The sequence below is a fragment of the Actinokineospora sp. UV203 genome, from assembly GCF_056323665.1.
In genome coordinates this window covers 4,816,099-4,830,462 of the sequence record NZ_CM150484.1, presented here as the reverse complement: position 1 = coordinate 4,830,462, position 14,364 = coordinate 4,816,099, and the positions used below count along the sequence as shown (strand labels likewise).

Genomic DNA, 14,364 nt, shown 5'->3' with positions numbered 1-14,364 from the left:
GGGGAAACATGCGAGTGGGAAAGATGCGGGGCACAGCCGCGCTCACGGTCGCCCTGCTGGTGACCGTGGCCGCCGCCCCGGGTGCGGCGGCGCGGCAGGAGAAGCAGGAGCCGACGTCGATGGCGACCCCGCCGCCGCTGGAGCCGAACTTCCCCGTTCCCAAAGGGATCGCACCGGACACGAACTACGAGCTCAAGACTCAGTGCATCTCCTCGCTCGACAAGGGCGTCGACCTGAAGAACAAGCCGTGGGGCCAGCAGCAGCTCCGGTTCGACGAGTTGCACAAGTTCTCCACGGGCAAGGACATCCTCGTCGGCGTCATCGACACGGGGGTGAAGGCGCACCCGTACTTCCAGGACCGGATCAAGGGCGGCGGCGACCTCGTCAAAGGCGGTGACGGCCTGGAGGACTGCGACGGGCACGGCACGGAGGTCGCGGGCATCATCGCGGCCAAACCGCCCGTGGAGACCGGCATCGGGTTCAAGGGAATCGCCCCGGACTCGCGAATCCTGTCGATCCGACAGTCGAGCACCAACTATCAGGGCAGGCGCCCGGGTGCGACCCAAGACCACGGAGCCGGGTCGATCGAGTCCCTCGCCCAAGCCGTCGTCCACGCGGCCGACCAGGGTGTCCGCGTCCTGAACATGTCGGTGGACAGCTGCAGGCCGGTGTCAGCCGGGGGCATCACGCCTGCGGAGAAGAACCTTCAGGCCGCTCTGCGGTATGCCTTCAAGGACAAGGACGTCGTGCTGGTCGCGTCGGCGGGCAACTCGGGCGAGAACTTCTGCCCGGACGCGACGAACGGGCTCGACCCGAACAACCCGACGCATCTGGTGACGCCGCCGTGGTTCTCCGAGTACGTGCTTTCGGTCGCCGCGACGGACCGCCACGGCGATCCGGCCAAGTTCTCGGTGCAGGGCCCATGGGTCTCGGTCGCCGCGCCCGGCACGGAGATCATCTCGCTCGACCCCGCCGCGGGCAGCAACGGACTGGCCAACCTGCAGGTCCTCAAGGACGGCAACAAGGTCGCGATCCAGGGCACCAGCTTCGCCGCGCCCTATGTGGCCGGGCTGGCGGCGCTGATCCGCCACCGCCACAAGCACCTGACGGCCCAGCAGGTGATGGACCGGATCAAGATCACGGCGTCGCACCCGGCGGCGCCGGGCGGGCGGGACAACCTCGTCGGACACGGCGTGATCAACCCGATCGGCGCGCTGACCGCGACCATCCCCAGCGAGCACGGCATCACCGCCGACTCGCCGCTGGACATGCGGCTCGACCTGCCGCCCGCGGTGGAGACGAACTGGCTGCCGATGCGGGTGGCGCTGATCGGGTCGAGCGCGGGCCTGGTGGCGTTGCTCCTGACCCTGTTCATCGTCCGCACCGTGCGCCGCAACAACGGCGACACGGCGGAACCCCGCGGCTCGGCATAACTAGCCCGCCTCCCCGGAATTTTATGTGTGGTCCTGATCGTGGATACCTGGCGGTTCAGGGGGCACCGTGGTCGGATTCCGTCACGGTCCCCTTAGGTGCCGGTATGCGGTGCCTTCAGTTCACAGCTAATCCTCGCCGATGACGGACGGGGAGGTCTTGGTGGGCTTGCCGAAGATGTCGACCGGGTCGGCCATCACCCGGTTGCGGGTCTTGTGTTCGGAGTCGCCGCCCTGTTGGCCGCCCATTCCGCCCATTCCGCCCATCGGCATGCCGCCCATCATGCCGCCGCCCGTGCGACCGTCACCGCCGCCCGCGCTCGCCGCCGCGGCAGGCGGGGCGGCCGCCGCGGGAGAGGGAAGGGCCTCGCCCGCCATGACGTAGCCGCCTGGCTGTGGGGTTGGGGGGTTCGCGGCGCCACCGCCACCGCCACCGCCGCCGCCACTGATTGCGGCGCCACCGCCACCACCACCACCGCCGACCGAACCGCCGCCGCCCTTGATCGCGTCCACCTGATCGGGGGAGGGCTCCTCGGCCGCGCCGACCTTCGCCGGGATGGCAGGCAGTTCCTGGGTGAACGCCCAGTTGTCGGCGGGCATCGGGTGCGCCATGGTGATCTTGTCGAAGACCTGGGAGCCGTCGATCCCCTCGCACAGCCGCACGAGCGCCTCGAGGACCTGGCGGACCGACTCGAACAGCTCCTTGGTGGGCCGCTTCATGTGGTCGAGGTAGAGCCGGGTGCGGTCCTCGCCCTGCAGCGGCATCGCCATGGCCGAGGACGCGGTCTCGGCCGCGTCGGCGAGCAGGCCCGCCATGTCCGTGACGATCTCGCGCAGGCCGTCGGCCGTGTCGTCGAGGACTTCGGACATCGCGACCATCGCGTCGGACATGTCGTGGCCTGCCAGGCCGATGCCGTTCATGTAGTCGATGAAGGAATCCGCGTCGGCGCCCTCCCAGGCGGCGTCGAGCCCGCCCAGGGGTTTGGTGAGGTTGTCGGCGACCTTGTCCGCCCGGAGGCCGACCGTGCGCCAGCGCACCGCCTCGTCGTGCATGTCGCTCCAGCGGCCGACGACCGGGCCGAAGTACTCCTCGACCGGGTCGGGCACGCCGAGTTCGCCGCAGAGCCTGCTGAGGTAGTCGAGGTAGCCGCTGACGTCGGCCTCGATGTCGGCGCCGTTCGGCCCGCCCCGCTCGGGACCGGCCGGGGCCACCAGGTGGTCCGGCTCGGCCACCGGCCTGCCGGGGCGGTCCTGGTCAAACCGCTCGGCCACGCTGCGCTTGTCCATTCCGAGCCCCCTACGCCTGGCCGCTGCGGTTGATCTCGCGCACGCTGTCGTCCTCGGAGACGGTGTAGCGCTCGGCGACCTGGCCGAGGCTGTCCGCCGCCGACTCCAACGCCTCCACGGCCCGCGTGAGCTGACCGCGCAACACCTCCGCGGCACGCCCGTACGACTCGGCGATGCGCACCGTCCGGCCCAGCGACCCGAAGGCCTCCGCGGTCAGCGGCGCGGTGTTGAGCACGTCGGCTCCCGCGCCGAGCGCTTCCGCGTTCTCGGCGACCTTCTTCGCGTAACCACTGACCCAGTCGGGATCGACCTTGATGGCAGTCATCGACTACCGACCTCCTCGCACGCCCATGTCACCTTCTGACGGTAATGCGCGCGAGCCGGTTCCCGAAGTGCTCAGCCGCCTGGAGCTTTAGGGGTCGAGGACGGGAACTGCCCCGGTTCCACGGCCACCGAGTCGAAGGTCTGCCGGACGTCGCGGGTGTTGAGCGACGCGCCGTTGGGCAGCAGGCGCATGATCGCGTCCGGCGCCGGGCGCTGGTTCGCCAGGCCGAGTGCCGCCGCGGTCTTCGCGTCCGGCACGCCGAACTTCACGCCCCGGTCGGAAACCAGGTAGATCGGCCCGGTCGCGAAGTCCACTTTGGACGTCGCGCCGCGGACGACCGCGGCTTTGCCCGGCGGCATGTAGAAGTGGTCGAGGCGCTGGCCGTCGGCGCTCGGGGTGCTGATCGGCACGGTGGCGGGCTCGCCGCGCGGGGTGCGGGGCAGCGGCAGTTGCGTGCCCACGTGGACCTGCGTGTGCTCGTCGGCGTCCTGGCCTTCGCCGACCACAAACCAGCGCAGGCAGGCGACCGGGAAGTTCACCGGATCGAGTGCCTCTGGCACGACCTTCGGGAAGGTGCTCTCATCGATCTCGTTCGACGGCGACGCGCCAGGGATCTGGTCCGGGCGCACCTCCGTGATCTTGTCGCCGCCCGCGGTCGACTTGAACCGGATGAGGTCGGCCGTAGTTTTCTTGATCTTCTGCACGCCGTCGCGCAGGATCACGTAGTAGTCGTTTTCGATCGCCGAGGTACCCGCGCGCTGGATGGACACGATCGAGCCCACCGGCAGGCCCTCGATGTCGACCTGGCCCGCGCTGCCGTGGCCCGGGATCTCCGGCGACGCGAGCTTCGGCGCCTCGGGGATCGCGTTGAGCAGTCCCGTGGTGATCTGCCGGATGTTCTCGGTCCGCAGGTTCAGCGCGGTCGTCACCCGGTTGTCGCCCATGTCGACCTCGGCGCGCACCGTGTTGGCGTTCTTCTTGACCGCCGTCTCAGGCGTGCGGTAGACGAGGTAGACCTTCTTGTTCTCGGCCTGGACCAGCAGCGCCTCGTTGACCGCGAGTTCCGGTCCGAAGTCGGTGTGGCCCGCCGCGACGGTGGTCTCGATCTTGTTCTCGCTCGCCGGCTTGTTCAGGCTGCGGTCGAGCTGGTACTCGTCGCACACCGCCCAGTCGCTGCTGATCCGCTGGTCGTCCCCGGGCAGCATCTGCGGCCCGTCCGGGATACCGGTCAGCCGCTCGCGCGTGATGTTGAGGAGCTTCGAGTCCGGGATCACTTTAGGAGGTTCAAGTTTGCCCGCGGGGGCGCCGCCCGTATCGGTCTGGCTGCCCGGCTGCTCCGCCCCGCCGTTGCTGCCGCGGGCGAGAAGCAGCAGCCGCGCGGAGGCGAGATTGAACGTCGGGACGAGCACCTTGCCCCGCTCGGTGTTCGTCAACAGCACATAGATCGCCCCCGAAGGCTGGGCGATGACGATGCCGTCTTGGTCCGGGGCCTTCGGCGCGGGCTTGAGCAGCCCGAAGATCAACACGCCGATCATGCCGATGGCGGCGATGCACACACCCACGATCGTGGCTCTGGAATGTGTGCGCATCGGGTCGTGGAGCATCACCGCGTCCTTGCGGACCAACGCCGACTGCATCCTGCGCAGTACGAAGCGGTATGCCTGAACCTGAGACTTGGTAGTCGGTGTTGATGGCATTCTCGGCCTGCTGCTCTCCCCGTCGCGGTACGGTTCCGGAGGATAGCCGTACGGCCGTCGCCGTATGTGGGGTTCTCCACCAACCGAGGGGAAGAGATCTACCGGATGTCCGTGACCACTCCTCCGCGACAGGGCCGGACGCCACCTCCCGGTGGCCCGGGTCGACCTCCCGGCCCTGGCGGTCCCGGCAGACCAGGCGGACCCGGTGGACCCGGCGGACCTCCCGGACCAGGGGGTCCTCCTCCCGCGGGTCCCGGCCCCGCCGCCGCGCAGCCGCCTGCCGGACCGCGGGTCCGCGTGTCGGCGCGCAGGCGCCACCGCGGGTCGAGCCTCGGCAGCCTGCCGGTGTCGAACCTTGTCGTGCTCGAAGTCGGCCTGGCCGTCGGGCTGGTCCTGCTCGCCATCGACCTCACACTCGTCTACGTGTCGATCGGCATCGCCGTCGCCGCACTGGTTCTCGCGTTCCTGCGCTGGCGCGGCCGCTGGTTCACCCAGTGGATCGGCCTGACCGCGCGCTATTCCGTGCGGTCGCACGCTCGCGTCACCAGTCCGCCGAGCCCGGTGACCATGGAGGCCGTCGCGGCGCAGGAGGAAGCCGCGGTGACCGGGCCGGACGACCCGCGGGTCAACCTGCTGCGGCTGGCCGTGCCCGACCTGGTCGTGGCGCACGCGGTCGACCACGAGCAGCGCCCGCTGGGCCTGGCCTGGCATGAGGGCACGTGGACCGCGGTCCTGCTGGTCGACCCGGCGCCCGCGCTGGTCAGCCAGGTCGGGTCCACGCCGAGCCTGCCGCTGGGCGCGCTGGCGCCCTGCCTGGAAGACCGCGGTGTGGTGCTCGACGCCATCCAGGTCATCTGGCACTGCTACCCCGGAAGTGTCGCGCTGCCACCGAGTTCGCCCGCGCTGGCGTCCTACCTGGAGGTGCTCGGCCCGCTGCCCGCGGCCGCCCGTCGCACCACGTGGGTCGCGGTCCGGCTCGACCCGCGCCGCTGCCCGGCCGCGGTCCGCGAGCGTGGCGGCGGCGTCGTCGGCGCCCACCGCGCGCTCATCGGCGCGCTCTCGCGCGTGCGCAACGCGCTCGAGTCCCGTGGCGTCCCGACGCGGCCGCTGGACCCGGACGAGCTGCTCAAGGCAGGCATCTCCGCGGCCGAGCTCACCTCGGTCGCGGGCTCCAACACCCGGGTGTCGCTGCGCGAGCGGTGGACCGGGGTCACGGCGGCGGGCATCGGCCACGCCAGCTACGCGATCACCGGCTGGCCGCAGGGCAAGCTGGCGACAAGCCTGAACTCGCTCACCGGTGTGCGCGCGATGTCGGCGACGGTCGCGATGTCGATCTCGCCCGGCAGCGACGAGGGCAAGGTGGGCCTGCGCGGCCTGGTCCGGGTCAGCGCCCGCAACCCCGACGAGCTCAGCGACGCCGACGACCGGCTCTCGGCGATCTCCGACCGGCTCGGCATCACCCTGACCCCGCTGCGCGGGCTCCAAGTCGCCGGGCTGGCCGCCACACTGCCGCTGGGAGGACAGGCGTGAGTGGGTCCAGCAGGCTTCTCGACACGCAAGGCGGCAACGGCGGGATCGCGCCGGAGTTCATGGTCTCGCCCGAGATGCTCGACGCGATCAGCCCGTCCGGCGACCGCGGCGGCATGGTCCTGGGCTCCGGCCTGCAGGGCGAGCCGCTGACCATCTCGGCGCTGCGTCCGGCGCCGACCAGGATCGTGCTCGTCGGCGGGCTCTACCTGGCCCGCCAGGTTGCGCTGCGAGCGATGGCCGTCGGCGCGTGGGTGGTCGTGGCCACCGGTCGTCCCGGCGCGTGGCAGGTGCTGCAGAAGGCCGCGGGCAACGGTCCCGACGGGCGGCCCGCCCCGCTGGTCCAGATCCGCAGGCTCAGCCCGGTCGAGCTGCCGCGGCCGTCCGAGGACGGGCCGCTGCTCGTCGTGCACGACGGCGGCCCGACTCCGCAGGAGCTCTTCCCCCCACGCTCACCGTGGCAGACCACGGTGTACGTGCTGCCCTATATGCACCCGCAGGCCGGGGCGACGGCCAACGCCGCCGACCTCGTGCTCCTGCAGCGGCTCCCCGTGGGCCAGGCGCAGCTCGCGGCCCGGATCTGGCGGCTGCCGCCGCCGATGGTCCAGCAGCTCACCACGCTGGCCGACGACCAGGTCGTGGCGCTGGGCCGCAACCTGTGGCGGCCGCTGCGGCTGGTCACCACGCAGAAGGAACAACAGATCCTGGGTCCGGTCCGCCGAGGCGACTGACCAGGCTCGATCCGGCTCGATCTCCTCCCCGGCACCCCCGTGGTGCCGGGGAGGAGCCATCTGGGTGAGCGTTGTCCAGTTTGGGCGTTCGACCGTTCCGGCGATACTGGGCCGTTCAGCGGTCCCAAGTCGCCGCGCATCGGCGCAATGGACGCACCCGAACAGCCCATCGACGCTCCAAACGCGATATCTACTCAGAAGTCACATCGACCAGGTGTTGAACATTTCCCGGTGACGCCTCCCGGCCGCGGTCAGCCTTGCTACCAACAGGTTCGGCCGCCCGGTCGATTTCCCGCGATTCCCCGAATAATGTCACACACCATTTCCAAAGAATGGCCGAAATGGCCCTGTGAATGGAATGTGGCACTGAATGGACACCGGCGCGATCGACGAGCCGAACCGGACTAACCGGACAACTCCCGGGCAAACTGTAGCTTTGACCAGGACTGTTCGGCGGCGGTAAATCCGCCGAACGGCCCAACTCGTTACCAAGACCGGTCAACTGGCGAAAAGAAGACTCCTTAAACACGCCAATTCCCTTGCGCGTCCAAGTGTCGCTGTCTCAATGTTATCCGCGTTCGCGCGAACACCTTCAGCACCCTCTCAAGCAGCACACGGCCTGTTGTGAGGCAGGCCGGCGTGCCCCTGCCCGAAGGAGAACGTGCAATGGGTATGTCTCGCGCCAAAGCGCTGCGGCGGTTCGCCGCCGCGGGCATCACGACCGCCGCGTGCGTGGCGTCCGTGATCACGCTGGCGACCCCCGCGACAGCGGCCGAGGCCCAGATCCTGGGCGCCGACGCGGCAAACGTGGTCAAAGACAGCTACATCGTCGTGTTAAAAGATGGCGCCCATGCTCAAGGCGCCAACGCCGACAGCCTCGCCGCCAGGTACGGCGGCAAGGTCAACCACCGGTACTCCGCCACGGTGACCGGCTACGCGGCGACGATGACCGAGCAGCAGGCCAAGCGAGTCGCGGCCGACCCGCAGGTCGCCTATGTCGAGGCCGACCAGACCATGAGCATCGCGGTGGACCAGCTCAACCCGCCGTCGTGGGGCCTGGACCGGGTTGACCAGCAGTCCCTGCCGCTGAACCAGAAGTACTCGTACGCGACGACCGCGTCGAACGTGAACGCGTACATCATCGACACCGGCATCAACCTGACGCACACCGACTTCGGCGGGCGCGCGGTCAGCGGCCGCGACACGGTCGACAACGACGCGGACGCCACCGACTGCCAGGGCCACGGCACGCACGTGGCGGGCACCGTGGGCGGCAGCGCGCACGGCCTCGCCAAGGGCGTCAAGCTGATCGCCGTGCGGGTGCTGAACTGCCAGGGCTCCGGCACCAACGCCGGTGTCATCGCGGGCATCGACTGGGTGACGGCCAACCACGTCAAGCCCGCTGTCGCCAACATGAGCCTCGGCGGCGGCGCCTCCACCACCCTCGACGACGCGGTGCGCCGCTCGGTCGCCGCGGGCGTCAGCTACGCGGTCGCGTCGGGCAACTCCAACGCCGACGCGTGCAACTACTCGCCCGCCCGGGTCGCCGAGGCCCTGTCGGTCAACGCGAGCGACATCAACGACGCGCGCGCCTCGTTCTCCAACTACGGCACCTGCACGGACCTGTTCGCGCCCGGCGTGAACATCAAGTCGGCGTGGATCGGCGGCACCACGGCCACCAACACGATCAGCGGCACCTCGATGGCCTCCCCGCACGTCGCGGGCGCCATCGCGCTGTACCTGGCGGCCAACCCGTCGGCCAGCCCGGCGACCGTGCACAGCGCCATCGTGAACGCGGCGACGGCCAACAAGATCACCAACCCGGGCACCGGATCGGCGAACAAGCTGCTCTACACCGGCTCCGGCGGCACCGAGCCCCCGCCGCCCACCGGCTGCGCGGCCGTCACCAACGGCACCGACGTCAACATCCCCGACAACTCGACGGTGAGCAGCCCGATCACCATCTCCGGCTGCAGCAGCACCCCGTCGACGGCCTCCACCATCGCGGTGGACATCCGCCACACCTGGCGCGGTGACCTGGTCATCGACCTCGTCGCCCCGGACGGCACCGCGTACCGGCTGAAGAACTCGAGCTCGAGCGACTCCGCCGACAACGTGATCACGACCTACACCGCCAACCTGTCGTCGGAGGTGGCGAACGGCACCTGGAAGCTGCAGGTCCGGGACGCCTACACCTACGACACCGGCTACATCAACAGCTGGACGCTCGACCTGTAGGCCATGAGCTTCGGTCGGCCCCTCCCTGCTGGGGGCCGACCGGGGAGGTCGCAGAGCCCATTCCAGCCCATTCCACACGCCGGGCGCGGCAATCAGCCGCGCCCGGTTTTTACCCTTTCCCAGCTCGACGTCATCCGTCCAGGTCACGCCGGTGTACCCGGATGGCCCAGGACGATTGTCGGTTACCCCCCGCTCAGCGCGGCTCTAGCGTCCGCGCTCGACGCCTGTCCCCTGCAAAGCAGGCGCACCAGCGAGGGAGCTTTCATGAACGTGCTTGTGAAGATGGGCGCGGTGGCGGCCTGCGCCGCCATCGCCGCCTCGGCGGCCGCGATAACCGCGCAAGCCGAACCGGCCGTCGACGGCCACTACATCGTCGTCCTCAAGTCCGAGGGCGCCCGCCAGTCGTCCGCCGACGCCGCCGCGGCGCTGACCGCGCGGCACGGCGGAAAGGTCGAACGCACCTACTCCGCGGCCCTGCGCGGGTTCGCCGCGGCGATGACCGACCAGCAGGCCCGGCGGCTCGCCGCCGATCCGGCGGTCGCCTACGTCGAGGCTGACCAGATCGTGCGCACGACGACCGACCAGCTCAACCCGCCATCGTGGGGCACCGACCGGGTCGACCAGCGGGCCCTGCCGCTGGACTCGAAGTACACCTACTCGGCCACCGCGTCGAACGTGACCGCGTATGTGATCGACACCGGCATCACCATCACCCACGAGGACTTCGGCGGCCGGGCGGTGCACGGCCGCGACACCGTGGACAACGACAACGACTCCAGCGACTGCAACGGCCACGGCACGCATGTCGCGGGAACCGTCGGCGGCGCCAAGTACGGCATCGCCAAGGGCGTGAAGCTGGTCGGGGTGAAGGTGTTCGGCTGCGACTCGGGGAGTTCGAACTCCATCATCCTCGCGGGCGTCGACTGGGTGACGGCGAACGCGGTCAAGCCCGCGGTGGCGAACCTGAGCCTGGGCGGCGCCAAGTCGCAGGCCATGAACGACGCGGTGCAGCGGCTGATCGACTCCGGAGTGACGGCGGTCGTGTCCGCGGGCAACTCGAACCAGGACGCCTGCGGAAACTCCCCCGCGAGCCTGCCCACGGCCATCACCGTCGGCGCGTCGAACATCAACGACGCCCGGTGGCAGTACTCGAACTGGGGGACGTGCCTGGACTTGTTCGCTCCTGGGCAGGACATCTTGTCGGCGAAGTGGGGCACGACCAGCGGCTCGTTCTCGACCAGCGGCACATCGATGGCCGCCCCGCAGGTCGCGGGCGCGGCTGCGCTGCACCTGAGCGCGAATCCTTCGGCGACGAATCAGCAGGTTCGGGATGCTCTTGTCGGGGCCACGACGCCGAACGCGCTGACCTCGATCGGGACCGGGTCGCCGAACAAGCTGCTCTACATCGGGTCCGGCGGGACCACCCCGCCGCCGACCGGGTGTGCGACCGTCACCAACTCTGACGATCTCGCCATCCCGGACGCCGGTGCTGCCGTGACCAGCCCGATCACTGTGTCTGGGTGCTCGGGGACGGCGTCGTCGACCAGCAAGGTCGCCGTGGACATCACTCACCCGTACCGGGGTGACTTGGTCGTCGACCTCGTGGCGCCGGATGGCAGCAGCTACCGGCTCAAGGCCGCGAGCAACGACGCCGGGGGCAACGTGGTGGAGACGTTCACCGCGAACCTCTCGTCTGAAGCCCGCAACGGCACCTGGAAGCTCAAGGTGCAGGACATCTACCGCGCCGACACCGGCACGTTGAACAGTTGGAGCCTCACGCTGTAGGTCAGAGGGTGCGGACGTTGCGGGTGACGTTCGCGCGCGTGGCCAGGTCCTCGTCGGCGGGGTAGTCCACGCCGATGAGGGCCAGGCCGTGTGCGGGGGCCACCGTGATCGCGCTGGGGCGTTCGGTGGCGCTGAGCATGGAGGCGGGCCAGTCCGCGGACTTTCGGCCCTCACCGACGGCCAGGAGCGCGCCGACCAGGCTGCGGACCATCGAGTGGCAGAAGGCGTCCGCCGAGACCCAGGCCGCCAGCAGGCCGTCGGATTCCCGTGTCCATTCCAACCGCTGCAACTCGCGGATCGTTGTGGCGCCCTCGCGGCGTTTGCAGAAGGCGACGAAGTTGTGTTCGCCCACGAGTCCGCGGGAGGCCTCGTTCAGGGCGTCCAGATCCAGCTTGCGCGGCCACGCCACGACATGACCGCGGCGCAGGGGGTCGGCTGACCAGGCCGTGTCGCAGATTCGGTAGACGTAGTGCCTGCGGAGGGCGCCGAAGCGGGCGTCGAACTCCGGTGGGACACGGCGCATCGCGGTGACTCGGACGTCGGCGGGCAAGGCGCGGGCCAGTCTCAGGACCAACGCGTCCGGGTCGGTTTCCGCCGGTAGGTCCGCGTGGGCGACCTGGCGGGTGGCGTGGACCCCGGCGTCAGTGCGGCCCGCGACCGTGAGACGGACGTCGTGGCGGAGCACCAGGGACAGGGTGTCCTCCAGGACACCGCACACCGTGCGCCGCTCGGGCTGGCGGGCCCAGCCAGAGAAATCAGTGCCGTCGTAGGCGATGTCCAGGCGAATGCGGACGAGCCCGCCGCCCCCAGCGGGGGTGACGGGCTCGTCCGAGGTGTTCTGCGGTGTCAGGACTCGTCCTTGGCGGACTCGTCCGACTCCTCTTCCCGCTGCGACGGGGGCAGCTGGAACCCAGCGGCCTCCGCGGCCTCGGCGGTGGCGAACCACACCTCGGCGACCGTGCGGTCGTAGAAGGCGCTGTCCGGCACGTGGTACAGCATCGAGTCGGCGTTGCCCTTGATCGGGAAACCCTCCGGCTGCGAGCCATCCTCCAGCGGGAGGTGGCTGCCTTCGCCGTAGGACTTCTCGTCAGCGGTCTCGGTCGCCTCGACGTCAGCAGCCTTGTCGGCCTTCTTCGGCTTCTCGGCGAACTTGGTCTTGCGGGCGGCCTCGGCCTCCGCGGTGACCGTCTTCTCGCTGATCAGCTCGATGACCGCCATGCTGGCGTTGTCGCCCTTGCGCGGCATGGTCTTCGTGATGCGCAGGTAGCCACCCGCGCGGTCGCTGAAGAACGGGCCGATCTCGACGCAGAGACGCTGCACGACGTCCTTGTCGCGGATCACCTTCATGATCTCGCGACGGTTGTGCAGGTCACCGCGCTTGGCCTTGGTGATCAGCTTCTCCGCGAACGGACGCAGCCGACGAGCCTTGGCCTCAGTGGTCTTGATCCGCCCGTGCTGGAACAGCGCGGTGGCCAGGTTGGCCAGAATCAGCCGCTCGTGGGCCGGGCCCCCGCCGAGACGGGCGCCCTTGGTTGGGGTGGGCATTCCTTGCTCCTTGTGGAATTCCGCTGCTCAGCCAGTCCGGAATGGACTGATCAGAGCTGCTCCGTCTCTGCGTAGTCCTGGCCGTCGTCGTTGCCGGTGTCCGCGCCTTCCGACCAGCCGTCGGAGGCGTAGTCCGCCGCGGCAGCCGTCGGGTCGAACCCGGGCGGGCTGTCCTTGAGCGCGAGACCGAGGCCGACGAGCTTCATCTTGACCTCGTCGATCGACTTCGCACCGAAGTTGCGGATGTCCAGCAGGTCCGCCTCGCTGCGCGAGACAAGCTCACCCACGGTGTGGATGCCCTCGCGCTTGAGGCAGTTGTAGGAACGCACCGTCAGGTCGAGGTCCTCGATCGGCATCGCGTAGGCGGCGATGGTGTCGGCCTCCTGCGGCGACGGGCCGATCTCGATGCCCTCGGCGTCGATGTTCAGCTCGCGGGCGAGACCGAACAGTTCGACCAGCGTCTTGCCCGCGGACGCCACGGCGTCGCGCGGGGTGATCGACGGCTTGGTCTCGACGTCGAGAACGAGCTTGTCGAAGTCGGTCCGCTGCTCGACACGGGTGGCCTCGACCTTGTACGTCACCTTGAGGACCGGCGAGTAGATCGAGTCGACCGGGATCCGGCCGATCTCGGCGCCTGCCTGCTTGTTCTGCACGGCCGGGACGTAGCCGCGACCGCGCTCGACAACGAGCTCGATCTCCAGCTTGCCCTTGCCGTTCAGCGTGGCGATGTGCAGGTCGGGGTTGTGCACCGTGACACCGGCGGGAGGAACGATGTCCCCCGCGGTGACCTCACCGGGTCCCTGCTTGCGCAGGTACATCGTCACCGGCTCGTCCTCCTCCGAGGAGACGACAAGCTCCTTGAGGTTGAGGATGACGTCGGTGACGTCCTCTTTGACGCCCGGAACCGTGGTGAACTCGTGCAGCACACCGTCGATGCGGATGCTGGTCACCGAGGCGCCGGGAATCGAGGAGAGCAGCGTGCGCCGGATCGAGTTGCCGAGCGTGTAGCCGAAGCCGGGCTCGAGGGGCTCGATGACGAAGCGGGAGCGGGTCTCGTTGACCGGCTCCTCAGCCAGGGTGGGTCGCTGTGAGATGAGCACTTCTTGGTTCTTCCTTCCCGAGGACGCCCGCTATTTGACGTCACTGAAATGGGATAACGGGCCGGCGGCATTGGCCGCCGGCCCGGTCACGCTTACTTCGAGTAGTACTCGACGATGAGCTGTTCGGTCACCGGAACGTCGATCTGCGCGCGCTCGGGGAGCTGGTGCACCAGGATCCGGAGGTTGGACTGCACGACCTGCAGCCAACCCGGGATCGGGCGGTCACCGAAGGACTCCTTGGCGGCCACGAACGGGAGGGTGCCCAGCGACTTCGGCTTGACGTCGATGATGTCGAACTTCGACACCTGGTAGCTGGGGATGTTCACCTTCTTGCCGTTCACCAGGAAGTGAGCGTGGCTCACGAGCTGGCGGGCCTGGCGGCGCGTGCGGGCGAGGCCCGCACGGTAGACCACGTTGTCCAGACGCGTTTCAAGCAGCTGCAGCAGGACCTCGCCGGTCTTGCCTTCGCGGCGAGCCGCCTCCTGGTAGTACTTGCGGAACTGACGCTCGAGGACGCCGTAGGTGTAACGCGCCTTCTGCTTCTCCTGCAGCTGAAGCAGGTACTCGCTCTCCTTGATCCGACCGCGGCCGTGCTGGCCGGGCGGGTAAGGACGACGCTCGAATGCCTGGTCTCCGCCGACAAGGTCGACCTTGAGCCGACGCGAGATTCGGGTCGCGGGGCCGGTGTAGCGTGCCATC

General features: G+C 69.4%; 12 protein-coding genes. 5 read left to right on the top strand and 7 right to left on the bottom strand.

The window, feature by feature from the left end; translation table 11 throughout:
* The first annotated feature begins 8 nt into the window (after positions 1-8).
* Complete coding sequence (gene mycP, locus ACUZ2Y_RS23250; protein ID WP_476322246.1) at positions 9-1,433, top strand: type VII secretion-associated serine protease mycosin; 1,425 nt, start codon at positions 9-11, stop codon at positions 1,431-1,433.
* A 126-nt stretch (positions 1,434-1,559) separates the two neighbouring features.
* Here the strand turns inward: mycP and ACUZ2Y_RS23245 are convergent, their stop codons facing one another.
* From ACUZ2Y_RS23245 to eccB, 3 genes are all read right to left on the bottom strand, one after another.
* Positions 1,560-2,717, bottom strand: coding sequence for a WXG100 family type VII secretion target (locus ACUZ2Y_RS23245; RefSeq protein ID WP_476322243.1), 1,158 nt, complete (start codon positions 2,715-2,717; stop codon positions 1,560-1,562).
* Between the two features lie 10 nt (positions 2,718-2,727).
* Positions 2,728-3,042 carry a hypothetical protein gene (locus tag ACUZ2Y_RS23240; RefSeq protein WP_476322240.1) on the bottom strand — a complete coding sequence of 105 codons (315 nt, stop codon included), beginning with the start codon at positions 3,040-3,042 and terminating at the stop codon, positions 2,728-2,730.
* Positions 3,043-3,113: 71 nt separating this feature from the next.
* Positions 3,114-4,679 (bottom strand): type VII secretion protein EccB, encoded by a 1,566-nt coding sequence (gene eccB, locus ACUZ2Y_RS23235; RefSeq protein WP_476322237.1) that lies wholly within the window; start codon positions 4,677-4,679, stop codon positions 3,114-3,116.
* 405 nt (positions 4,680-5,084) lie between these two features.
* On the opposite strand from eccB, the gene eccE reads away from it, so the two are divergent.
* From eccE to ACUZ2Y_RS23215, 4 genes are all read left to right on the top strand, one after another.
* Entirely contained in the window at positions 5,085-6,269 is a 1,185-nt protein-coding gene (gene eccE, locus ACUZ2Y_RS23230; protein WP_476332024.1) for a type VII secretion protein EccE, read from the top strand.
* A 59-nt stretch (positions 6,270-6,328) separates the two neighbouring features.
* Entirely contained in the window at positions 6,329-6,997 is a 669-nt protein-coding gene (locus ACUZ2Y_RS23225) for a hypothetical protein (RefSeq protein ID WP_476332022.1), read from the top strand.
* Positions 6,998-7,663: 666 nt separating this feature from the next.
* Positions 7,664-9,235 (top strand): S8 family peptidase, encoded by a 1,572-nt coding sequence (locus tag ACUZ2Y_RS23220; protein ID WP_476322234.1) that lies wholly within the window; start codon positions 7,664-7,666, stop codon positions 9,233-9,235.
* 264 nt (positions 9,236-9,499) lie between these two features.
* Positions 9,500-11,020: a S8 family peptidase gene (locus ACUZ2Y_RS23215; RefSeq protein ID WP_476322231.1), complete on the top strand. Its 1,521-nt coding sequence runs from the start codon at positions 9,500-9,502 to the stop codon at positions 11,018-11,020.
* A 1-nt stretch (position 11,021) separates the two neighbouring features.
* Here the strand turns inward: ACUZ2Y_RS23215 and truA are convergent, their stop codons facing one another.
* From truA to rpsD, 4 genes are all read right to left on the bottom strand, one after another.
* Positions 11,022-11,807 (bottom strand): tRNA pseudouridine(38-40) synthase TruA, encoded by a 786-nt coding sequence (truA, locus tag ACUZ2Y_RS23210; protein WP_476332021.1) that lies wholly within the window; start codon positions 11,805-11,807, stop codon positions 11,022-11,024.
* Between the two features lie 59 nt (positions 11,808-11,866).
* Entirely contained in the window at positions 11,867-12,565 is a 699-nt protein-coding gene (gene rplQ, locus ACUZ2Y_RS23205) for a 50S ribosomal protein L17, sunset domain variant (protein WP_476322228.1), read from the bottom strand.
* Between the two features lie 50 nt (positions 12,566-12,615).
* A complete protein-coding gene (locus ACUZ2Y_RS23200; protein ID WP_091382607.1) occupies positions 12,616-13,665 on the bottom strand; it encodes a DNA-directed RNA polymerase subunit alpha in 1,050 nt (349 codons plus the stop codon).
* A 92-nt stretch (positions 13,666-13,757) separates the two neighbouring features.
* Positions 13,758-14,363 (bottom strand): 30S ribosomal protein S4, encoded by a 606-nt coding sequence (rpsD, locus tag ACUZ2Y_RS23195; protein ID WP_476322224.1) that lies wholly within the window; start codon positions 14,361-14,363, stop codon positions 13,758-13,760.
* Position 14,364: the final 1 nt, after the last annotated feature.